Origin of the sequence: Streptomyces sp. NBC_01450, from assembly GCF_036227505.1 — a bacterium.
In the GTDB taxonomy this organism is placed as follows: domain Bacteria; phylum Actinomycetota; class Actinomycetes; order Streptomycetales; family Streptomycetaceae; genus Streptomyces.
In genome coordinates this window covers 8478119-8498504 of sequence record NZ_CP109480.1, presented here as the reverse complement: position 1 = coordinate 8498504, position 20386 = coordinate 8478119, and the positions used below count along the sequence as shown (strand labels likewise).

The 20386-nt window shown below is 71.0% G+C and carries 19 protein-coding genes and 1 pseudogene; 7 read left to right on the top strand and 13 right to left on the bottom strand.

Annotation, left to right across the window (positions count from 1 at the left end):
• Window positions 1–49: 49 nt before the first annotated feature.
• Together OG568_RS37765 and OG568_RS37760 are read right to left on the bottom strand one after the other, a co-directional pair.
• Window positions 50–484, bottom strand: coding sequence for an NfeD family protein (locus OG568_RS37765; RefSeq protein ID WP_329534789.1), 435 nt, complete (start codon window positions 482–484; stop codon window positions 50–52).
• Window positions 485–557: 73 nt separating this feature from the next.
• The gene (locus OG568_RS37760) at window positions 558–1349 is read right to left on the bottom strand and encodes an ABC transporter ATP-binding protein (RefSeq protein WP_266581582.1); all 792 of its coding nucleotides are present in this window, start codon (window positions 1347–1349) and stop codon (window positions 558–560) included.
• A gap of 121 nt (window positions 1350–1470) precedes the next feature.
• On the opposite strand from OG568_RS37760, the gene OG568_RS37755 reads away from it, so the two are divergent.
• Entirely contained in the window at window positions 1471–2259 is a 789-nt protein-coding gene (locus OG568_RS37755) for a hypothetical protein (RefSeq protein WP_329534788.1), read from the top strand.
• 237 nt (window positions 2260–2496) lie between these two features.
• Here OG568_RS37755 and OG568_RS37750 read toward each other — a convergent pair whose 3' ends face one another.
• The 3 genes from OG568_RS37750 to OG568_RS37740 form a co-directional block, all read right to left on the bottom strand.
• The gene (locus OG568_RS37750) at window positions 2497–2742 is read right to left on the bottom strand and encodes a chaplin (RefSeq protein WP_329534787.1); all 246 of its coding nucleotides are present in this window, start codon (window positions 2740–2742) and stop codon (window positions 2497–2499) included.
• 159 nt (window positions 2743–2901) lie between these two features.
• A complete protein-coding gene (locus tag OG568_RS37745) occupies window positions 2902–3543 on the bottom strand; it encodes a response regulator transcription factor (protein ID WP_329534786.1) in 642 nt (213 codons plus the stop codon).
• A complete protein-coding gene (locus OG568_RS37740; protein WP_329534785.1) occupies window positions 3536–4690 on the bottom strand; it encodes a GAF domain-containing sensor histidine kinase in 1155 nt (384 codons plus the stop codon). Before OG568_RS37740 ends, OG568_RS37745 begins: the two co-directional genes overlap by 8 nt.
• A gap of 187 nt (window positions 4691–4877) precedes the next feature.
• On the opposite strand from OG568_RS37740, the gene OG568_RS37735 reads away from it, so the two are divergent.
• The 3 genes and pseudogenes from OG568_RS37735 to OG568_RS37725 all read left to right on the top strand — a co-directional run bounded on the left by OG568_RS37735 (window position 4878) and on the right by OG568_RS37725 (window position 7733).
• Window positions 4878–5573, top strand: a complete 696-nt coding sequence (locus tag OG568_RS37735) for an SDR family NAD(P)-dependent oxidoreductase (protein ID WP_329534784.1) — start codon at window positions 4878–4880, stop codon at window positions 5571–5573.
• Window positions 5570–6656, top strand: a pseudogene (locus OG568_RS37730) (S-adenosylmethionine:tRNA ribosyltransferase-isomerase). Before OG568_RS37735 ends, OG568_RS37730 begins: the two are co-directional and overlap by 4 nt.
• A gap of 300 nt (window positions 6657–6956) precedes the next feature.
• Complete coding sequence (locus tag OG568_RS37725; RefSeq protein WP_329534783.1) at window positions 6957–7733, top strand: transglycosylase SLT domain-containing protein; 777 nt, start codon at window positions 6957–6959, stop codon at window positions 7731–7733.
• Window positions 7734–7815: 82 nt separating this feature from the next.
• On the opposite strand, the gene OG568_RS37720 is transcribed toward OG568_RS37725, so the two are convergent.
• Complete coding sequence (locus OG568_RS37720; RefSeq protein ID WP_329534782.1) at window positions 7816–10326, bottom strand: ABC transporter ATP-binding protein/permease; 2511 nt, start codon at window positions 10324–10326, stop codon at window positions 7816–7818.
• Between the two features lie 242 nt (window positions 10327–10568).
• Between OG568_RS37720 and OG568_RS37715 the strand changes: the two genes are divergently transcribed.
• Together OG568_RS37715 and serB are read left to right on the top strand one after the other, a co-directional pair.
• Window positions 10569–12365: a streptophobe family protein gene (locus OG568_RS37715; protein ID WP_329534781.1), complete on the top strand. Its 1797-nt coding sequence runs from the start codon at window positions 10569–10571 to the stop codon at window positions 12363–12365.
• A 121-nt stretch (window positions 12366–12486) separates the two neighbouring features.
• Window positions 12487–13698 (top strand): phosphoserine phosphatase SerB, encoded by a 1212-nt coding sequence (gene serB, locus OG568_RS37710; RefSeq protein ID WP_266415563.1) that lies wholly within the window; start codon window positions 12487–12489, stop codon window positions 13696–13698.
• Window positions 13699–14067: 369 nt separating this feature from the next.
• Here serB and OG568_RS37705 read toward each other — a convergent pair whose 3' ends face one another.
• From OG568_RS37705 to OG568_RS37685, 5 genes are all read right to left on the bottom strand, one after another.
• Window positions 14068–15720 carry an IS1182 family transposase gene (locus tag OG568_RS37705; RefSeq protein WP_329534780.1) on the bottom strand — a complete coding sequence of 551 codons (1653 nt, stop codon included), beginning with the start codon at window positions 15718–15720 and terminating at the stop codon, window positions 14068–14070.
• 133 nt (window positions 15721–15853) lie between these two features.
• The gene (locus OG568_RS37700) at window positions 15854–16372 is read right to left on the bottom strand and encodes a SixA phosphatase family protein (RefSeq protein WP_329534779.1); all 519 of its coding nucleotides are present in this window, start codon (window positions 16370–16372) and stop codon (window positions 15854–15856) included.
• A gap of 65 nt (window positions 16373–16437) precedes the next feature.
• Window positions 16438–16653 (bottom strand): hypothetical protein, encoded by a 216-nt coding sequence (locus OG568_RS37695; RefSeq protein ID WP_266634210.1) that lies wholly within the window; start codon window positions 16651–16653, stop codon window positions 16438–16440.
• Between the two features lie 183 nt (window positions 16654–16836).
• Window positions 16837–16950, bottom strand: a complete 114-nt coding sequence (locus OG568_RS37690; protein ID WP_266415559.1) for an SGM_5486 family transporter-associated protein — start codon at window positions 16948–16950, stop codon at window positions 16837–16839.
• A 47-nt stretch (window positions 16951–16997) separates the two neighbouring features.
• On the bottom strand, window positions 16998–18314 hold the full coding sequence (locus OG568_RS37685) for a CynX/NimT family MFS transporter (RefSeq protein ID WP_329534778.1): 1317 nt from the start codon (window positions 18312–18314) through the stop codon (window positions 16998–17000).
• A 99-nt stretch (window positions 18315–18413) separates the two neighbouring features.
• Here OG568_RS37685 and OG568_RS37680 point away from each other — a divergent pair, with 99 nt between their 5' ends.
• Complete coding sequence (locus tag OG568_RS37680) at window positions 18414–19100, top strand: FadR/GntR family transcriptional regulator (protein ID WP_266415554.1); 687 nt, start codon at window positions 18414–18416, stop codon at window positions 19098–19100.
• An 18-nt stretch (window positions 19101–19118) separates the two neighbouring features.
• Here the strand turns inward: OG568_RS37680 and OG568_RS37675 are convergent, their stop codons facing one another.
• Together OG568_RS37675 and fabI are read right to left on the bottom strand one after the other, a co-directional pair.
• The gene (locus tag OG568_RS37675) at window positions 19119–19463 is read right to left on the bottom strand and encodes a hypothetical protein (protein ID WP_266581591.1); all 345 of its coding nucleotides are present in this window, start codon (window positions 19461–19463) and stop codon (window positions 19119–19121) included.
• A 152-nt stretch (window positions 19464–19615) separates the two neighbouring features.
• The gene (fabI, locus tag OG568_RS37670) at window positions 19616–20383 is read right to left on the bottom strand and encodes an enoyl-ACP reductase FabI (RefSeq protein WP_266415549.1); all 768 of its coding nucleotides are present in this window, start codon (window positions 20381–20383) and stop codon (window positions 19616–19618) included.
• Between the last annotated feature and the right edge of the window lie 3 nt (window positions 20384–20386).

The window sequence follows — 20386 nt, the reverse complement described above, 5'->3', positions numbered from 1 at the left end:
GACCGTCGTCTGCCACGTGGGGCGTTCGGTTCACTTGCGTCGCACGAGGTCACATCACAATCGCCGTGGCTCCTTCGATATCCACGACGTCCACCTCCTGGCCCACCTCGTAGGCCTGTCCGATGTCGAGGGCGCGCGCCGACCAGATCTCTCCGCCGAGTTTGATCCGGCCACCGCCCGAACCGTCCACCCGCTCCAGGACGATGGCCTGCTTTCCCTTCAACGCCTCGACTCCGGTGGCGAGTTGGGGACGCTGGGCGCGGTGTCGGGCCGCGACGGGACGTACGACGGCGATGAGCGCGAACGAGACGACGGCGAAGACGACCACCTGAAGGACGACATCGCCGCCGAGGCCCGCTGTCGCCGCCGCCGCCGCGGCGCCGAGGGCGAGCATGCCCAACTCCGGCATCGCGGTCAGCACGAGCGGAATGCCCAGCGCGGCCGCGCCGACGAGCCACCACACCCACGCGTTGATGTCGTTCACGTGGTCATGGTAGGTCCGCGGACCGGGCGCGGACAGGGCGCAGATCGGCAGAGAAGGGGCTCGTACCGGGTGTTCAGGACAGCGGCAGGCCCTGCGCGGTCCAGCGGTCGCCGACCTGCTCGACGACGAGCGGGAGTCCGAAGCAGAGGGAGAGGTTGCGCGAGGTGAGTTCGAGCTCGAGCGGGCCCGCGGCGAGCACCTTGCCCTGACGGATCATCAGGACGTGGGTGAAGCCGGGAGCGATCTCCTCGACATGGTGCGTGACCATGATCATGGAGGGGGCGATCGGGTCGCGGGCGAGGCGGCCGAGACGGCGGACCAGGTCCTCGCGGCCGCCGAGGTCGAGGCCCGCGGCGGGCTCGTCGAGCAGGAGCAGCTCGGGGTCGGTCATCAGGGCGCGGGCGATCAGGGTGCGCTTGCGCTCGCCCTCGGAGAGCGTGCCGAACCGGCGGTCCAGGTAGTCGCTCATGCCGAGGCGGTCGAGGAAGGCGCGGGCGCGCTGTTCGTCGATGTCCTCGTAGTCCTCGTGCCAGCCCGCGGTCATGCCGTAGGCGGCCGTCAGCACCGTCTGCAGGACGGTCTGGCGCTTGGGGAGCTTCTCGGCCATGGCGATGCCCGCCACGCCGATGCGCGGGCGCAGCTCGAAGACGTCGACCTTGCCGAGGGTCTCGCCGAGGATGGTGGCGGTGCCCGAGCTGGGGAAGAGATAGCTGGAGGCGAGGTTCAGGAGGGTCGTCTTTCCGGCGCCGTTCGGGCCGAGGATGACCCAGCGCTCCCCCTCCTTGACCGACCAGGAGACCTGGTCCACCAGAGCCCGGCCCTCTCGGACCACGGATACGTCCTCCAGCTCCAGTACATCGCTCATGAGCGCGTTGTCTCCCATTGCAGTCTCGGCCGTCGCTTACGTCTGTGGACGCAGCCCCCAGGGAAAACCTACGCCACCGGTCGGGCGCTCCCATCCATCGGTCGGTCCTTAGGGTGGAGGCATGCTCTCGGAACCACGCTCAGGACGCTTGGCCGCATGGGGAAATGCCCTTTTGGCCGGATTCATTTCGCCGGATGACGCGGTGCTCGCCATCGTCGGTGAGGACGCGGTGCACCGGGTCGAGGGGCTGCCGGGTGAGTCCGGCCCCGTCGGGCTCACGCTCGCCCTCGGCCGGCTGCGCGCGCTCGGGGTGACCGGACTGCGGGTCGCGCTGCCCGCGCCGGGGCATCCGCTCGGGCTGAGCGGCCCGCCGGACTTCAATGCGCGGGCCCTCGAGGCGGAGGAGGCGGTGGTCTGCCACGGGGCGGCGCTCGGGCTCGTCCCCGAGGTGTACGAGGCCGGTCCCGACGGTGATGTCCATGTCGAGGTGGTGTGGCACTGCCTCGCCGTGCGGGAGGCGCCGCCCGCGGATGTGCCCTCGCTCGGGGAGGCCGAGCGGGAGCTCGCGGAGGCGCTGCGGGAGGCCACGGAGGTGTTGTCGCGACTCGACGTGGCGGGGTCGGGGCCGGTTGCCGAGGCGGCGGTCGATGCGTATCGGGCTCGGGCCGAGCGGGGGCGCGAGGTGTTGGCGCCCGGGTATCCGCCGCGTGCGGTGCGGGTGCTGGAGCTGGCCCAGCGGGTGGGGTTGCTGATCTCCGTCGCGTACGAGAACGGGCATGGCGGGGCGGTGAGTGCGTCGGAGATGTCCGCGCGGGCGGTGGCGCTGCGGCCGGTCGAGCGGACGGCTCGGCGGGCGCAGGTCGCGGCGTACAACGCGTTCGTGGAGGAGCGGGAGCGGGGGGTGCGCTGAGGGTTGTTTCCGCCCCCGCCGCCCCTACCCGTCCCATCCCGTCCCTGGGGGCTCCGCCCCCAGACCCCCGGGTGGGTTCTTTGGGTGCGGGTGAGTGGGGGCTGGGCGCGCAGTTCCCCGCGCCCCTGGGGGCGGGGCTGCGCCCCTGCCCCCCCCAGCCCGCTGCCCCCGGAGGGACCGGCAGTCGGCCTCCCGGGAGAATCCTGGGAGGCCGGTGGGGGTGGTGAGGCGTGGGTCTCAGTGGTTGAGGCCCAGGTTGCCGAAGGCCGGGTTCAGGGCGCCGATGACGTTCACGCTGTTGCCGACCGCGTTCACGGGGATGTGGATCGGGGCCTGGATGACGTTGCCCGAGACGACGCCCGGGGAGCCCTGGGCGCTGCCGCCCGCCCACGAGCCGTCCGTCGCGGAGGCCATACCGGCACCGGCGGCGACCAGCCCGCCGGCCACCATCGCGACAGCCGTGGCCTTCTTCAGGTTCTTCACTTCTGAGCCCTCCCTAGCGATCACCGCGGCAGTCGCCGCGGCACGCACTGGAGAACGGCCGAGATCCCCGGAGGATGCGCCAACCGGGTGACATACACACGACGGTATGAATCTCAGCCCGGAGCGGAACCCTCCGAGTTGTCGCCGCCGCGCGGCCGATCAGCCCGCCGCCCCATGGCGTACGGCCCAGAGCGCGGCCTGCGTGCGGTCGGCGAGGTCGAGCTTCATCAGGATGTTCGAGACATGCGTCTTGACGGTCTTCTCGGAGAGGACGAGCGCGCGTGCGATTTCCCGGTTGGAGCGGCCGTCCGCGATCAGGCCGAGCACTTCGCGCTCCCGTTCGGTGAGTGAACCGCCTCTCCCCTGGCCCGAGTTGGCCTCCTCCTGGGACAGCAGGGCGGCCGCCACCTCGGGCTGCAGCAGGATGTGCCCGGCGTGCACGGAGCGGATGGCCCCGGCGAGGGCGTCGGGGTCCACGTCCTTGTAGACATAGCCGGCGGCGCCCGCGCGCAGGGCCGGGACGACCGTGCGCTGTTCGGTGAAGCTGGTGACGATCAGCACGCGCGCGGGGTTGGCGAGCTCGCGGAGCTTGCGCAGCGCGTCGATGCCGTCCATTACCGGCATCTTGACATCCATGAGGACGACGTCGGGCTTCAGCTCCTCGGCGCGGGCGACCCCTTCGGCGCCGTCGGACGCCTCACCCACGACCTCGATGTCGTCCTGCACTTCGAGGAAGGTGCGCAGGCCCCGGCGGACCACTTGGTGGTCGTCGACGAGCAGCACCTTGATTGCCTCAGCCACCAGGAACCTCCATCTCGATCGTGGTGCCCTTTCCGGGCGCCGATTCCACACTGAGGGTGCCGCCGACCCCGCTCGACCGGTCGCGCATGGAGACCAGGCCCAGGTGGCGTCCCGCGGTGCGTGTCGCCGTGGGCTCGAAGCCGCTGCCGTCGTCACTGACGCGCAGGACGGTGCCGGTGCCGCGCTTCTCCAGGGTGACGTCGACCCGGCCGGCTCCAGAATGCCGCAGTGCGTTGTGCAGGGCCTCCTGGGCGACGCGCAGCACCGCCTCCTCCTGGGCCGCGGGCAGCGCCCGCACCCCGTGGCCGGCGAAGGTCACGCGCGCGGAGTGGGCGCGGTCGAGGACCTGTATCTGGGTGCGCAGGGTGGCGACCAGGCCGTCCTCGTCGAGGGCGGCGGGGCGCAGCTCGATGACGGCGGCGCGCAGTTCCTCCGTGGCCTCCGCGGCGAGCATGGCCACCTGGTGCAGTTCGCCCTTGGCGCGGGCGGGGTCGCGGTCCACGAGGGCGGCCGCGGCCTGCGCGGTCAGGCGCAGGGAGAAGAGCTTCTGGCTGACGGCGTCATGGAGCTCATGGGCGAGCCGGGAGCGCTCCTCGACGATGGTGAGCTCGCGGCTGCGCTCGTAGAGGCGGGCGTTGGTCAGGGCGATCGCCGCGTGCTGGGCGAGGATCGTCAGGAGTTCCTGGTCGTCCTCGGTGAAGCCGCAGCCGTCGGCCGGCGTGGAGCAGTCCTTCTTGTTCTTGTTCGCCAGGAACAGGGCGCCGATGACCTCGTCGCCGTCGCGGATCGGCAGGCCCAGGAAGTCGGACATGTCGGGGTGGGCGGCCGGCCAGCCCTCGAAGCGGGGGTCCGTGCGCACGTCGGCGAGACGCTCGGGGCGGGCCTCGTGCAGCATCGCGGCGAGGATGCCGTGCTGGCGCGGAAGCGGGCCGATGGCCTTCCACTGGGCGTCGCTGACGCCGTCGACCACGAACTGGGCGAAGCCTCCGTGGTCGTCGGGTACACCGAGCGCCGCGTACTGCGCGTCGAGCAGTTCGCGGGCCGAGGCGACGATCGTCTTGAGGACGTCACGCACCTCGAGGTGCCTGCTCATGGCCAGCAGCGCGGTGCTCACCGCGTACAGACCGGACCGGGGGCCTTGGCTCATGTCCCCAAAGTACCGGCGGGGTGTGACAGTGCGTATCCGACCTGTGGTGGCGGCTGCCTAGGCCGCTGGGCCTAGGGCGAAGGGCCCCAGGTCATTGGGGCCCGCGCACGAGGCGGCGGGGCGGCTCGGTTCCTACGTTGAAGGCGTCCGCCGGGAGCGGCGGCGCTGGGACGAGGGGACGGACGTCATGCCGGTAGCGATCATCACGGGGGCATCGAAGGGGCTGGGGCGGGCGCTCGCCGCGGCCCTGGCGGAGCGCGGCTGGGATCTGGTGCTCGACGCCAGGACCACGGGGGTGCTGAAGGAGACGGCGGAGGCGCTGTCCGTGTACGGGACCCGGGTGGAGGCGCTGCCCGGGGATGTGGGGGACGCCGGGCACCGCGCCGAGCTGGTGGCGGCGGCCCGGGGGCTCGGCGGCGTGGACCTGCTGGTGAACAACGCGAGCGCGCTGGGCGCCGAGCCGCTGGTGCGCCTGGAGGACCTGCCCCTGGACGGGCTGCGCCACGCCCTGGAGGTCAACGTGGTCGCGGCGCTGGGCCTGGTCCAGGAGGCGCTGCCGCTGCTGCGGGCCGCGGAGACGGGTGCGGTCGTCGCCGTCAGCTCGGACGCGGCCGCGGAGGCGTACGAGACCTGGGGCGGGTACGGGGCGTCCAAGGCCGCTCTGGACCATCTGGCGGCCGTGCTCGGCGAGGAGGAGCCGGGGCTGCGGGTGTGGGCCGTGGATCCCGGGGACATGGGCACGGACCTGTACGCGGCGGCCGTACCGGACGACGACGGTCCGCGGCCGACGCCGGACAGCGTGGTTCCGGCCTTTCTGCGGCTGCTGGACGAGCGCCCCGCCAGTGGCCGGTACGGCGCTCCGGCGCTGCTGGAGGTGCGATGACGACGACCGTGCGGGTTCCGGAGGAGCGGTCGGCGCGGGTGCCGGCCGAGCAGCGTGGGCCCGGGCGGGACCGGGACTCCGTACGGCTGCTCGTGTCGTGCGGCATGGAGGTGTCGCATCACGCCTTCGTCGAGCTGCCGCGGCGGCTGAGGGCGGGGGATCTGCTGATCGTCAACACATCCCCCACGCTGGCCGCCGCCGTGGACGGGCGGATCGGGCACGCGCGTGTGGTGGTGCATTTCTCCACGCGGGGCGATGACGGACGGTGGGCCGTCGAGCTGCGGGATCCCGATGGAAAGGGCACCACACGTGCGCGCGCGGGCGGGCCCGTGCATACGGAGGTGCGCCTGGCCGGGGACGTACGCCTCGTACTGGAGGAGCCGCTGACGCCGTGCGGCTCGCGGTTGTGGTGGGGGCGGGTGTCGGATCCGGACGTGCTCGGGCTGCTGCGGCGGCACGGGCGGCCCATTCGCTATTCCTATACGCGGCGGGACCAGCCGCTGTCCGTCTATCAGACGGTGTTCGCGCTGCCGTCGGCCGACGGCAGCGGCAGTGCGGAGATGCCGAGCGCGGCACGGCCCTTCACCGCGCGCCTGGTGGCGGAGCTGGTGAGCCGTGGCGTGCAGTTCGCGCCGATCACGCTGCACACCGGTGTCGCGTCGGCGGAGGCGCACGAGCCGCCGTACCCGGAGCGGTACGAGGTGCCCGAGGCGTCGGCCCGGCTGATCAACGCCGCGCGAGCGGGAGGGGGGCGGATCCTCGCGGTCGGTACGACGGCCGTACGCGCCGTGGAGTCGGCCGTCGACGACGGCGGGGTGGTCCGGGCCCGGAAGGGCTGGACGGACCTCGTGGTGACCCCAGAGCGGGGTGTGCGGGTGGTGGACGGGTTGCTGACCGGACTGCATGAGCCGGAGGCGTCGCATCTGCTGATGCTGGAGGCGATCGCGGGACGGGCGGCGATCGAGCGCGGCTACGCCGCGGCGTTGAGCGGGCTCTACCTCTGGCACGAGTTCGGGGACGTGCACCTCGTCCTTCCAGAGGAAGGGCCCTCACACTGAGCGTTGCTCCAGCAACTGCTGGTGACAATTCCGTAGGGTCGATGTGACCCCGCACATAGGGCGCGCATCACGTACGAAGGCGCATAGGAGATAAAGCCGCCCATAGTGAGCGGGGAAGACGTGACAGTCTGCCCCGATTTGCCCTTACTGCCCCTACTACCTGCCGTCGTACGTCACACCTTTGCCACAGTATTTTGCGGCCGCTAAGAATTGCCTCCGTCGCTCAGCACCGCGGGTTTCACCCCCTCGGCGCCAGTTCCGGAAACACTCTGTCCCCCACCGGACCGAGAGCGACCTCCGCGCTATTCGAAGAGGTCCATCAGCCATGACCAAGAACACCCGCACTCCTGGCCATAGTCCGAAGCTGACCAAGGTCCGCAAGCTCTCGTTCGCCGGCGTAGGCGCGCTGGGCGCCGCGGCCCTCGCGTTCTCGGCGGCGCCGAGCCACACGCAGACCACCACGGATGACGCCGCCATCTCCGCGGCCCCGGTCGCCTTCAGCCAGCACCCGATCAAGAACGTGCAGGCGCGCCTCACGGACCAGCTGGCCGGCGCGAGCCTGAAGACCCAGGCCATCGCGGCGAAGAAGGCGGCCGCCGACGCCGTCGAGCAGAAGGCCGCGGAGGCCGCAGCGAAGAAGGCCGCCGACGAGGCCGCCGCAAAGAAGGCCGTGGCCAGGAAGGCTGCCGAGAACGTGCGCACGGTGCAGGCCGCGAGCCGCTCGGTGCAGCGCCCCGCGATCGAGACGGTCGCCCTGAAGACGGTCGCCACGAAGTCGTACGCCAACAACCTCGACGGCTGGATCCGCCAGTCGCTCGACATCATGAAGCGCAAGGGCATCCCGGGTTCGTACAACGGCCTGCACCGCAACATCATGCGCGAGTCCTCGGGCAACCCGATGGCCATCAACGACTGGGACATCAACGCCATCAACGGCATCCCGTCGAAGGGCCTGCTCCAGGTGATCCCGCCGACGTTCAAGGCCTACCACGTGCCCGGCACCTCGTGGAACATCTACGACCCGGTCGCCAACATCACGGCCGCCTGCAACTACGCGGCCGACAAGTACGGCTCGATGGACAACGTCAACAGCGCGTACTGAGGCCTGCGCGGACCTCTGACACGTATGCCGAAGGGCGGCACCCCGGCGGGGGTGCCGCCCTTCGGCGTGCGTACGCGCGGGACTACTTGCGCATGACCTCGGGCTCGTGACGGCGCAGGAAGCGGGCCACGAAGAAGCCGCAGACGACGGCGAGGACGAGCAGCGCGACGATGTCCATGCCGTAGGCCGACGCCGTGTGGTTCCACAGCGGGTCCGTGCTGGACGGGTCGTCCGTGTTCGGACTGATGTTGTTGAAGTCCAGCGTGGCACCGGCGGCGCCGACCGCCCACCGCGACGGCATCAGGTACGAGAACTCGTTGACGCCGATCTTGCCGTTCAGGATGAACAGGCAGCCCGTGAACACCACCTGGATGATCGCGAACATGACCAGCAGCGGCATGGTCTTCTCGGACGTCTTCACCAGTGAGGAGATCACCAGGCCGAACATCATCGAGGTGAAGCCCAGCGCCATGATCGGAATGGAGAGTTCCAGCAGCACCGAGTTGCCGAAGACCAGGCCCTCGGTGGGCTTGGTGCGGCTGGTGAACCCGATGGCGCCGACCAGGGCGCCCTGCAGCACGGTGATCACACCGAGCACGACCACCTTGGACATCAGGTACGCCGAGCGGGACAGGCCCGTCGCGCGCTCCCGCTCGTAGATCACCCGTTCCTTGATCAGCTCGCGTACGGAGTTCGCGGCGCCCGCGAAGCACGCGCCGACCGCGAGGATCAGCAGCACCGTGGTGGCCGTGCCGTTCGGGATGTGCGCGCCGGTCTTCGGGTTCACCTGCGCGTTCACCAGCAGGGTCTTGTCCGGGTCGATGAGCAGGCTCACCGCGCCGAGCACGGCCGGCAGGATCACCGTCAGCGCCAGGAAGCCCCTGTCGGACACGATCACCGACACATAGCGCCGTACCAGCGTGCTGAGCTGGGAGAACCAGCCCTGCGGCTTCGGCGGCTTCATCGCCTGCGGCGGCGTCACGTTGGCCGACTGCGGGGCGACGGCGTCGATGTCCGCGGCATACATCTGGTAGTGCTGCGAGCCCTTCCAGCGGCCCGCCCAGTCGTAGTCGCGGTAGTTCTCGAAGGCGGAGAAGACGTCGGCCCAGGTCTCGTAGCCGAAGAAGTTGAGCGCCTCCTCCGGCGGACCGAAGTACGCGACCGATCCGCCCGGTGCCATCACCAGCAGCTTGTCGCAGATCGCGAGCTCGGCCACGGAGTGCGTGACGACGAGGACCGTACGGCCGTCGTCGGCGAGGCCCCGCAGCAGCTGCATGACGTCGCGGTCCATGCCCGGGTCGAGACCGGAGGTCGGCTCGTCCAGGAAGATCAGCGACGGCTTGGTCAGCAGCTCCAAGGCCACCGAGACGCGCTTGCGCTGGCCGCCGGAGAGGGAGGTGACCTTCTTCTCCTTGTGGATGTCCAGCTTCAGCTCGCGCAGCACCTCGTTTATGCGCGCCTCGCGCTCCTCGCCCGTGGTGTCGGCGGGGAAGCGCAGCTTGGCCGCGTACTTGAGGGCCTTCTTGACGGTGAGTTCCTTGTGCAGGATGTCGTCCTGCGGGACCAGACCGATGCGCTGGCGCAGCTCGGCGAACTGCTTGTACAGGTTCCGGTTGTCGTAGAGGACGTCGCCCTGGTTGGCGGGGCGGTAGCCCGTGAGCGCCTTCAGGAGCGTCGACTTGCCGGAGCCCGAGGGGCCGATGACCGCGATGAGCGACTTCTCGGGGACGCCGAAGGAGACGTCCTTGAGGATCTGCTTGCCGCCGTCGACCGTCACCGTCAGATGGCGGGCCGAGAAGGAGACCTCACCGGTGTCGACGAACTCCTCGAGGTGGTCGCCGACCAGGCGGAACGTCGAGTGTCCGACGCCGACGATGTCGTTCGGGCCGAGCAGCGCCGAGCCGCCCTTGGCGATCGGCATACCGTTGACGTACGTGCCGTTGTGCGAGCCGAGGTCGCGGATCTCGAAGCGGCCGTCGGGCGTCGCGTGGAACTCCGCGTGGTGGCGCGAGACCTGGAGGTCGGAGACGACCAGCTCGTTCTCCAGCGCACGACCGATGCGCATCACCCGGCCGAGGTCCAGCTGGTAGAAGGTGGTCGGGCTGCGGTCGCCGTAGACCGGCGGCGCCCCCGCGCCACCACCGGGTCCCTGCTGCTGCGGCACTCGCGCCGCGGGCTGCTGCGGCTGCGGCTGCTGGTGACTCTGCTCCGGCGTCTGCTGCTGTGGTGCCTGCTGGGCCCAGCCGGGGCTCGCGCCCTGCGCGGCGTAGGGCTGCTGCTGAGGCTCTGCGACAGCGGCCGCGGCACCGGAGAGGTTCAGGCGCGGCCCGTCGGTCGCGTTGCCGAGATGCAGGGCCGAACCGGGGCCGATCTCCGTCCGGTGGATCCGCTGCCCCTGTACAAAGGTGCCGTTGGTGCTGCCGTGGTCCTCGACGACCCAACTCCGGCCGTCCCAGCTGATCGTGGCGTGACGCCAGGAGACTCTGGCGTCCTCGAGCACGATGTCCCCCTGCGGATCACGTCCGAGGGTGTATGGCCTGGACGCATCGAGCGTCCAGGTCCGTCCATTCAATTCCAGTACGAGTTCCGGCACTCCATGCCCCACTGAGTTGTCCCCCGAAGTTCCCCCATCACAGGGAGTCTAGGGATGTCGAACATCGGGGGGAACTATTTCAGGAGCAGCCCCCTGACCGAAAGTCGGGCCATGTGACGAGCGCGCACCGGCGGGTTGCCCGTTTCCGTTGACGGGGTTGAAACCGGACCGGAGAGTGGTAATCCCACGCGAGGGGGACATCCGCGGTGATGACGCCGCGGCGCGGATCGGGGGGTCTGACGATGAGCATCGACACCGTGGGACACGGCAGGCGACTGCCGTGGGGGGATGTGCTGTTGTCCGCGATCGCCTCGGTGAGCTGGGCGTTGATCGGGATGGCGGGCACGGCCGCGCTCGGTCTGCATCTGGTCGGAGCGGACGCGGCGGGCTCGCTCGGGCCGATGACCGCGGCGGTGGTGGCCCTTGGGGCCAATGGTGCGGTCAAACCGTCCGGCGATGTGTCGGCCTTCGGTCTGAAGGGGGCACAGGCGCACACGGCCATACAGATCACGCCACTGGGCGTGGGACTGGTGGGCGCGCTCCTGCTCTCCTTCTTCTTCCTGCGCTCCCTGCGCGGGGCGGGAGTTGTGATCGCGCCGTCCGAACTCCTCGCGCGCGCGGGCTCGGTGGTCGTGCTGTTCGTGGCGACGCTGGGCGGGCTCGCCTGGGCCGGGCACGACGTCATCACGATCGACGGGAGCAAGCTCGGCCTCGACCGGGTGACGGGCGGCGGCGGCCTCGGGAACATCACCGACAAGCTCCCCGGCGGGCTCGGGGACCTCGGCGGACTGCTGCCCGGCAAGATCAGCGACCTGGTGAAGGCGCAGGCGGCCGTGGGCTTCACGGTCGACACGGTGCCCACGCTGCTCGGCGGTGCGGCCTGGGCGGCCGGAATCCTGGTGATCGCCCTGCTCGCCTCCCGGCGCACCCCGCTGCCGCGCGGCTGGGAGGGCGTGCACCGGGTGGTGCGCCCGGCCGCGTCCGCGCTGGTCACGGTGGTCCTGGTGGCGGTCCTGGCGGGGCTCGCGGCGGCGGCGTACGCGGCGATCGACGATCCCCATCCCAAGCTGATCGCGGGCGCCGCGCTGCTCGGCGCGCCCAACGGGGTGTGGCTCGGCATCCCGATCGGCCTCTTCGTGCCCTGGGACGGCAAGGCCACCGGCGAACTCGCCAAGCTGCTCCCCCACCCCCTGGACCGGTTGCTGAGCGTCGACTCCGATCAGCCCGTCACCCTGGGCCGGCTCGCCGAACTCGACGGACGGGTGTGGCTGTTGGGGGTCGCGGCCGCGGTGATGATGCTGTTCGCGGGCGTCCTCGCCGCCTCGCGTACGCCTTTTGTACGGGGGCAGGGTGCGGCTTCGGTGGGAACACCGGCTGCTCCCGATGTACGAGGACGGGGTGCCCTCGGTTTCGCCGGGCGCTGCGCTCTTCGGCTCGGCATCGTGACGGCGCTGGCACTGCCGCTGCTGGCGTGGCTGACGGACGTGTCCGTGGACGCCTCGCTGTCGGTGTTCGGCATCGACGCGTTCGGCGCCGGAATCCGACTGCACGGGCAGCTGGGCATGGCGCTGCTGCTCGGCGCCGCGTGGGGTGCGGGCGCGGGGGCGGCGGGGGCGCTGCTGGCGTACGCGAGCGGGGCCGCGGGACGGCGCGCGGCGCCGCTGGCACTGGGTGACGCCGGTCCTCCGGTCGCCGCACCCGCCCCCGACCTCCCCCGACCGCCCGGGACACCCCGGCCGCCCGGGCCGCCCGGGACACCCGGCCCGTACGACCCGAGCGCGCCGTACCGGCCGGCGAACCCCGACACCAATCCGTATCTGCGGCTGCCCGACGAGCTGCGGGATCCCGCCGAGGGCCGGCCGGCCGAGCGGCCGCGCCCGCCCGACGACGTGTACGGCGCGCCGACGGTCGTCCGGCCGATGGCGCCGCCGCCCGGTCCGCAGAAGCGGCGGCCACGGGGGCGCGAGGTGCCGCCTCCGCCGCAGCCGCCGCCCGACCAGGGGCATCCCGGGCCGCCCGGGCCGGGGCGGCAGGACTGACCGTCACTGACCGTCGTTGCCGGGCAACGTGCTCGACACCGCTGCGACACCCAGTGTTCCCCGTCCGCTGGACGGACCTCAGGGGCGGAAGGCACTGGGTGCCGGATACGGTGGAGTCACCATGAGCGCTTCGCAGACCCCCGAGGTCCCCACTCTCCTCGTCAAGATCTTCGGCAAGGACCGGCCGGGTATCACGGCCGGACTCTTCGACACCCTCGCCGCCTACTCCGTCGAGGTGGTCGACATCGAGCAGGTCGTCACCCGTGGCCGGATCGTGCTGTGCGCGCTCGTGACCGAGCCGTCGGTCGGCCTGGAGGGCGATCTGCGGGCCACCGTCCACAGCTGGGCGGAGTCGATGAAGATGCAGGCGGAGATCATCTCCGGCCTCGGCGACAACCGGCCGCGCGGTCTGGGGCGGTCCCTCGTCACCGTGCTCGGGCATCCGCTCACGGCGGAGTCGACGGCCGCGATCGCCGCCCGGATCACCAAGACCGGCGGCAACATCGACCGTATCTTCCGGCTCGCCAAGTACCCGGTGACGGCGGTCGAGTTCGCCGTGTCCGGTACGGGGACCGAGGCGCTGCGCACCGCGCTGGTGACCGAGGCCGCGGCGCTCGGAGTGGACATCGCGGTGGTGGCGGCGGGACTGCACCGCAGGGCGCAGCGCCTGGTCGTCATGGATGTGGACTCGACGCTCATCCAGGACGAGGTGATCGAGCTCTTCGCCGCGCACGCCGGGTGCGAGGACCAGGTCGCCGAGGTGACGGCGGCCGCGATGCGCGGGGAGCTGGACTTCGAGCAGTCGCTGCACGCGCGTGTGGCGCTGCTCAAGGGGCTGGACGCGTCGGTGGTGGCCAAGGTGCGCGAGGAGGTACGGCTGACGCCGGGCGCGCGCACCCTGATCCGTACGCTGAAGCGGCTCGGCTTCCAAGTCGGTGTCGTCTCGGGCGGATTCACGCAGGTCACGGACGATCTGAAGGAGCGGCTCGGGCTCGACTTCGCGCAGGCCAACACGCTGGAGATCGTCGACGGGAAGCTGACGGGCAAGGTCACCGGGGAGATCGTGGACCGCGCGGGCAAGGCGCGGCTGCTGCGCCGGTTCGCCGCCGAGGCGGGGGTGCCGCTCGCCCAGACCGTGGCGATCGGCGACGGGGCCAATGACCTCGACATGCTGAACGCGGCCGGTCTCGGCGTCGCCTTCAACGCCAAGCCCGTCGTCCGCCAGGCCGCGCACACCGCGGTGAACTTCCCCTTCCTGGACACCGTGCTGTATCTGCTGGGTGTCACCCGCGAAGAGGTCGAGGCGGCGGACATGCACCTCGGCGACCACTAGTGCCGCGGCAGGCAACGTTTGCCCGTCAAGGAGCGGCGTCCGGTGCGTGCTCTGGGGGTCCCCCCGGCCGAAGGCTGGGGGAGTGCCGGCCGGAAGGCCCCGTCGACGGACCGGACGTACTTGGGCTTTCGGCCGGTGCGGCGAGTGGGGGCACCGCCCACGCCCTTGAGGCAGTGGGGGAGCGTGCCGGGCGTCGCGACGGGGCGAACGTCGCCTGTCGCGGCACTAGGGCCTGACGTACATCGATAGGGGCCCGCGTCTCCGGCAGATCCGCCGGACAAGCCCTGCGGCCCGGACATACGTCTACGGGGGCCCGGTACCGTACTGGATGCTGTTGGTTAATTCGGGCCTGGTTGCTTCGCCCCGTCGTTATGCGGCGGGGCGGAGTGCTGTCAGGGGGCTGGTGCGGGTGCGGGCTCTTGGTGTGCCGGTGAGCCAGGCATTGATGCGGATGAGGTTGACGGCGGCGCCGGTGAGCTGGTGCTGGAGACTGGTCTTCGCCAGGCCGCGGTAGCGGGTTCTGCGCAGGCCGCAGGCGTTCACTGCTTGGGAGATGGTGCCTTCAACGCCGGCACGGATCTTATAGCGGTCCTTCCACCCGTCGGTCGCCTGGAGCTTTCGCGCCTGCTGGAGTGCTTCATATTCGTCGCGGGGTCGGAGGTTGATCTCCCGCCGCCGAGGCTTGGCGGAGTTGACGCATTCCCGCAGCTGGGGACAGGTGCCGCAGTCGGCCGGAGAGAACCGGACCCGGATGGTCGGCAGTCCCTCCTCGGAGTTGCGCTGGGCCCATTGCGTACTGACAACGCCGTTCGGGCAGGTCACGTGCTGGTTGTCCCAGTCGATGGTGAACGCGTCCTGGCCGAAGGCGGCATCGCCGCGGGCGTGCGGCACGGTCACCGCTTTCAGCGGTCCGTGCAGGTCGACCCGATGGTCACGGCCGGCCGTCACCAAGGCGCCACCGTTGGCATAGCCGGTATCCACCCAGTGCTCGCCCGGCAGCAGATCCCGCCGGGCGAGTTCTGCGTGGACCGGGGCGGCCATCCGGTCGTCAGAGACACTGCCCAGGGTGGTCACCACGCCCGTGACCAGATGCGGGGTGTCGTCCTCACACGTCTCGGTGAGGTGGACCTTGTAACCGTCCCAGTTGATGTCGCGCTTTCCGCCGGTGCGAACTTCCAGGTCATAGGGGGTCACCAGGCGCATCAGGCCCGGTGGCCGGTCTTTTGGGTCCCGGCGGGCCACCTCCCCGTCAACCAGGTGGAAGTACTGCACCCACACCTGCCGCAGCACCTCGACTTCCGGCAGTTCCCGCAGGCCCGGTGGCGCGTCCTGGGCCCAGACGTTCCGCAGCAGGTGCATGCCGTCGTCGCCGACCCGCCGATACGTCTGGTCCCGGCGAGACCGGTCCTTGGGGAAACGGGAGTCCTCGGCCCGGGTGGCGTAGTGCTTGAACCATTCCGGCCGGGCGCACGCGCTCAGCCGGCCCGGCTCGGCCAGAGCTACGGCATTCAGCGCGGAGCGCAGGGTTTCCGCGACCAGTTCCAGCTGGTTCAGCTCGCGCACCGCGGACAGCACGTGGGTGGAGTCGGTCCGTGCCCGGCCCCGGGCGGTGATCAGTCCCTGTCGCCGGGCGGCCGCCAGGACCGTGTCCAGGATCTCCCGGCCGCCGTCGGCTCCGACGAGCCGGTCCCGGAACTCCGAGAGCACCGAGTAGTCGAATCCGGCATCGGCCAACTCCAGCCCGAGCGCGTACTTCCAGTCGATACGAGCCCTCACCGCCTCCGCGGCCTGCCGGTCGGTCAGCGCCTCCACGAACTGCAACACCAGCACCATCGCCAGTCGCCCCGGTGACCAAGCCGGTTTCCCCCGCGCAGGAAACAGGCCGGCGAACTGCTCGTCGCTGAACAACGACCCCAGTTCGTCCCGCACCCGGATCGCCAGGCTCCCTTTTGGGAACGCGGCCCGCGCCACCCGCACCGTCTCCGCCGGGATCTCCCCAGACCCCTTCGGCTGCATCGACATCCGCACCCACCCCATACGACAACGTCGGCCTTCAAGACCACAACCGGGTCTTGAAGGCCGACGTCACGCACAGGCCCGAATTAACCAACAGCATCCCGTACTGGTGCCGGGCCCCCGTCCCTGTCGGGGTGGGTTACTCGGTCGGCGCCCAGTAGTCGGTCAGCGTGCACACCCCGGGCTCCAGGGATTTCCAGGAGCTCTCGAAGGACAGCACGGCGAAGGCGCCGGTGTGGAAGCCGTGGGCGGCCATGCGGGCGCGGGTGTCGCCCTCGGCCTGTCCGGCCAGAATGTCGGCGAGGCCCTGGATGCCGGGGTTGTGGCCGATCAGGACCACGCTGTGCGCGTCGTCCGGGGTCTCGTTGAGTACGGCGATCAGCTCGCCGGGCGAGGCCTCGTAGAGCCGCTCCTCATAGACGGTTTTCGGCCGGTGCGGGAGCTCGTGGACGGCGAGCTTCCAGGTTTCCCGGGTGCGGGTCGCCGTGGAGCACAGGGCCATGTCGAACGGGATGCCGGTGTCGGCCAGCTTGCGTCCGGCGACGGCTGCGTCCTTACGGCCCCGGTCAGCGAGCGGCCGCTCGTGGTCGGACACCTGTGGCCAGTCGGCTTTCGCATGCCGGAAGAGGACAATCCTGCGGGATTCTGCGACGCTCATGGGTCCCAGCTTCGCATGAAACACGCCATGCGGCGCCGAGAGTTGACCTGCTCCCCCAGGGGTGCTCAGGGGGTCTGGTGCAGCACCGTCTGCTGGACGCGCTCGAAGATGTGGGTGATCGCGGGGTCGCCGCCCGCGGCGTGCGCGTCCGCCGGGTTCAGTATCAGGAGCAGCAGGGCGACGAAGGCGAGGGCGGGCAGGGCGAGGGCCCACCAGGGCAGCCGGATGTCCACGCTGCCCGGGGTCGCCGGGTGGGGCCGGGTGTGCGTACGGGCCGACATGCCGCCTCCGTGGGTCTTCGGGTGCTCCGTGATCCGCGTCGTCGCGGCCACAACTCGAAGTTACGGATTCCCGGGCCGTCAACCCATCCGGTGATCCACCCACTTGACCCTGACACTCACCCCCTAGGGGACAGGGGGGCTAGCCCCACCATCGGCGTCCTCAGGGGGTGCGGGCGGCGGTGGTCACGGCGAGGCGATCGACGCGATGATGCCGATGATCACGGTGATGGCCAGCATCGCGCCGAGCACGATCAGCAGCTTCTTCTGGCCGTTCTGGGGGTTCGGGTCGAGCGCCATACGGGCCAGTCTCGCACCCTTCGTCCGCACCTCCGCCGTCGGGGGCCTCAGGAGCGGGTCCCGCGCGCCGCCTCGTCCTCCACCGTACGGTCGCGGCCGGCCACGACGCCCACCGCGATCTGCGGCACCATCAGGGCGGCCATGAGCGCGATCGGCAGCCCCCAGCCGCCGCTGTGCTGGTAGAGCACGCCCACGAGCAGGGGCCCCGGGATCGAGATCAGATACCCGGTGCTCTGCGCGAACGCCGAGAGCTGGGCGACGCCCGCGCCGGTCCTGGCCCGCATGCCGACCATGGTGAGGGCCAGGGGGAAGGCGCAGTTGGAGACGCCGAGCAGCAGGGCCCAGGCCCAGGCTCCGCCCGCCGGGGCGACGTAAAGGCCCGCGTATCCCGCGAGGCCGCAGGCGCCGAGCGCGACCACGATCGGCCCCTGGTGGGGTATGCGGGTGGCGAGGCGCGGGATGACGAAGGCCAGGGGCACGCCCATCGCCATGGTGACGGCGAGGAGCAGCCCCGCGGTGCCCGCGGAGACGCCCGCGTCGCGGAAGATCTGCGGCATCCAGCCCATCGTGATGTACGCGGCGGTGGCCTGGAGTCCGAAGAAGACGGCGAGCGCCCAGGCGGTCCGGCTGCGGGTGATGCGCGGTCCGCCGGGTTCCCGCGCGGCAGGGGGTGTCGTATGCGGCCGCTCGCCGTCGCGGGAATCGGCGCCCCGCGCGCGTACCAGCGCGATCCATGGCAGTACGGCGGCCGCGGCCAGGCCGGCCCACACCGCGAGGCCGGACTGCCAACTGCCGCCCAGGGCGTTGGTCATGGGCACGGTCACCGCCGCCGCGGCCGAGGTGCCCAGGGCGAGCGCCATCGAGTAGAGGCCGGTCATGGAGCCGACCCGGTCCGGGAACCAGCTCTTGACGATCACCGGCATCAGGACGTTGCTGACGGCGATGCCCATCAGGGCGAGGGCGCTGGCGGCCAGGAAGCCGACCGCGCTCCCGGTGTAGGGCCGGATCGCGAGCCCTGCCGTGATGGCGGCCATTCCGGCGCAGACGACCGTTCCGGGCCCGAAGCGGCGGGCGAGGCGTGGCGCCATGACGCCGAAGACGGCGAAGCAGAGCGGCGGTACGGAGGTGAGCAGCCCGGCGACGCTGCCGCTCATGCCGAGCCCGTCGCGCACCTCTTCGAGGAGAGCGCCGAAGCTGGTGATGGCGGGGCGCAGGTTGAGGGCCGTGAGGACGATGCCGACCGTCACGAGCCGCGTCGTCCACGCACGCGTGGGATGCGGTTGGGGCTCCCTGCTCTCGTCCGGACTACGTATGGGCGTGGACGTCATCGTCCGGGTCTCCTCGCTCACCATGACGCCCATCATAGAATCATGGGATGATTGGCTGTCCAATCCCCTTGCGTTAATCTCCGGATTCTCCGGCCCCGCGCGAACGACCACACCGGGCCCGTACGAAGGACCGTCATGCCGCTGAGCCACCCTCGCCGTTCGGCGCTGTCCGAGCAGGTCATCGCCGAGCTGCGGAACCAGATCACCTCGGGCGAGTGGCCGGTCGGCTCCCGCATCCCCACCGAGCCGGAGCTGGTCGAGCAGCTGGGCGTCGCCCGCAACACCGTCCGCGAGGCGGTCCGCGCGCTGGCCCACAACGGTCTGCTCGACATCCGCCAGGGCTCGGGCACCTATGTCGTGGCGACCAGCGAGCTCGCGGGCGTGATGCACCGGCGCTTCGCCGACGCCGAGCCGCGGCACATCGCCGAGCTGCGCGCCACGCTGGAGTCGAGCGCGGCGAAGCTGGCCGCCGAGCGGCGCACCGAGCGCGATCTGAAGCAGCTCGACGCGCTGCTCGTACGGCGTGAGGAGGCCTGGGAGTCGGGTGACGCGGAGGCCTTCGTGGCCGCCGACGCGACCTTCCACCTGGCGGTGGTGGCCGCGTCCCACAACGACGTCATGACGGCGATGTACGCGGACCTGGGCGAGGTGCTGAGGGACTGGCTGCGCGAGGACGTCGGAGGGAAGCTGACGCCGGAGACGTACATGGACCACGCGCGGCTCGTCGACGCGATCCGCGCGGGGGACACGGAGGCGGCGGGCGCGGAGGCCGGGGGCTATCCGTTCCAGTGCCGTCCGGGACGGCTCACGCCTCAGGCCTGAGACGGCTGACGAACGCCGTCACTTCTGGTGGGTGACCCACGCCGACCGGACCTCCTCCCAGCATCGGCCGGTCAGCCGGACCGTCATCGCGGGGCCCGCGTCGACCGGGTCGGTGTCGGTGTCGATGTCCCACCAGCGGTCGCACTCGATGTGCAGGGCGACCTGGTCGGTCTCCGGGTAGGGGTTGTGGCAGTACGCGGTCACGTGCGACCCCTCGACCGTGGTGCGGCAATCGGCGCCGAACGGCTGGGGGACGGGGGGTTTTCCGCGCACCACGCGCGTGTGGGGCACGGCGTCGTACGGCAGAACCATCATGAACGCGAGAGCGGCGAACGCCGGGGCAAAACGGCGGGACAGGCGCACAAGGGGACCTCCTCGGCCGTACGGCTGCGGGGCGGTGCGTGGTTCCAGCGTGCGCGGTACGGTGCCCGGGGCGCCCGGCCGACTAGGCCGAACGGGCGACGCCCCGCTGCCCGCACGCTGCGGGAAACGGGGCGTCGGCCGGACGGGGGAAATCAGGCACCGATGGCGTGCAGACCGCCGTCCACGTGGATGATCTCGCCGGTGGTCTTCGGGAACCAGTCGCTCAGCAGGGCGACGACGCCCTTGCCGGCCGGCTCGGGGTCCTTGAGGTCCCACTCCAGGGGAGAGCGGTTGTCCCACACGGAGGCCAGCTCGCCGAAGCCCGGGATGGACTTGGCGGCCATCGAGCCGAGCGGGCCCGCGGAGATGAGGTTGCAGCGGATGTTCTGCTTGCCCAGGTCGCGGGCGAGGTAGCGGCTGGTGGCCTCCAGGGCGGCCTTGGCCGGGCCCATCCAGTCGTACTGCGGCCAGGCGAAGGACGCGTCGAAGGTGAGGCCCACGACCGAGCCGCCGTTCTGCATCAGCGGCAGACAAGCCATGGTCAGCGACTTCAGGGAGAACGCCGAGACGTGCATCGCGGTGGCGACGGACTCGAACGGCGTGTTGAGGAAGTTGCCGCCCAGCGCGTCCTGCGGCGCGAAGCCGATGGAGTGGACGACGCCGTCCAGGCCGCCCAGCTCCTCACCGACGACGTCGGCGAGACGCGCCAGGTGCTCGTCGTTGGTCACGTCGAGCTCGATGACCTTGGTGGGCTTGGGAAGCTTCTTGGCGATGCGCTCGGTCAGCGTGGGCCGCGGGAACGCGGTCAGGATGATCTCCGCGCCCTGCTCCTGGGCCTGCTTGGCGGCGTGGAAGGCGATGGAGGACTCCATCAGCACACCGGAGATCAGGACGCGCTTGCCCTCGAGGATTCCGCTCATGGT

Excerpts from the sequence above, each read along its gene's own strand:
- OG568_RS37760 (WP_266581582.1), bottom strand. The coding sequence starts at position 1,349 with ATGAGCGATGTACTGGAGCTGGAGGACGTATCCGTGGTCCGAGAGGGC.
- OG568_RS37755 (WP_329534788.1), top strand. The coding sequence starts at position 1,471 with ATGCTCTCGGAACCACGCTCAGGACGCTTGGCCGCATGGGGAAATGCC.
- OG568_RS37740 (WP_329534785.1), bottom strand. The coding sequence starts at position 4,690 with ATGAGCCAAGGCCCCCGGTCCGGTCTGTACGCGGTGAGCACCGCGCTG.
- OG568_RS37735 (WP_329534784.1), top strand. The coding sequence starts at position 4,878 with ATGCCGGTAGCGATCATCACGGGGGCATCGAAGGGGCTGGGGCGGGCG.
- OG568_RS37725 (WP_329534783.1), top strand. The coding sequence starts at position 6,957 with ATGACCAAGAACACCCGCACTCCTGGCCATAGTCCGAAGCTGACCAAG.
- OG568_RS37715 (WP_329534781.1), top strand. The coding sequence starts at position 10,569 with ATGAGCATCGACACCGTGGGACACGGCAGGCGACTGCCGTGGGGGGAT.
- serB (WP_266415563.1), top strand. The coding sequence starts at position 12,487 with ATGAGCGCTTCGCAGACCCCCGAGGTCCCCACTCTCCTCGTCAAGATC.
- OG568_RS37705 (WP_329534780.1), bottom strand. The coding sequence starts at position 15,720 with ATGTCGATGCAGCCGAAGGGGTCTGGGGAGATCCCGGCGGAGACGGTG.
- OG568_RS37700 (WP_329534779.1), bottom strand. The coding sequence starts at position 16,372 with ATGAGCGTCGCAGAATCCCGCAGGATTGTCCTCTTCCGGCATGCGAAA.
- OG568_RS37695 (WP_266634210.1), bottom strand. The coding sequence starts at position 16,653 with ATGTCGGCCCGTACGCACACCCGGCCCCACCCGGCGACCCCGGGCAGC.
- OG568_RS37690 (WP_266415559.1), bottom strand. The coding sequence starts at position 16,950 with ATGGCGCTCGACCCGAACCCCCAGAACGGCCAGAAGAAGCTGCTGATC.
- OG568_RS37685 (WP_329534778.1), bottom strand. The coding sequence starts at position 18,314 with ATGATGGGCGTCATGGTGAGCGAGGAGACCCGGACGATGACGTCCACG.
- OG568_RS37680 (WP_266415554.1), top strand. The coding sequence starts at position 18,414 with ATGCCGCTGAGCCACCCTCGCCGTTCGGCGCTGTCCGAGCAGGTCATC.
- fabI (WP_266415549.1), bottom strand. The coding sequence starts at position 20,383 with ATGAGCGGAATCCTCGAGGGCAAGCGCGTCCTGATCTCCGGTGTGCTG.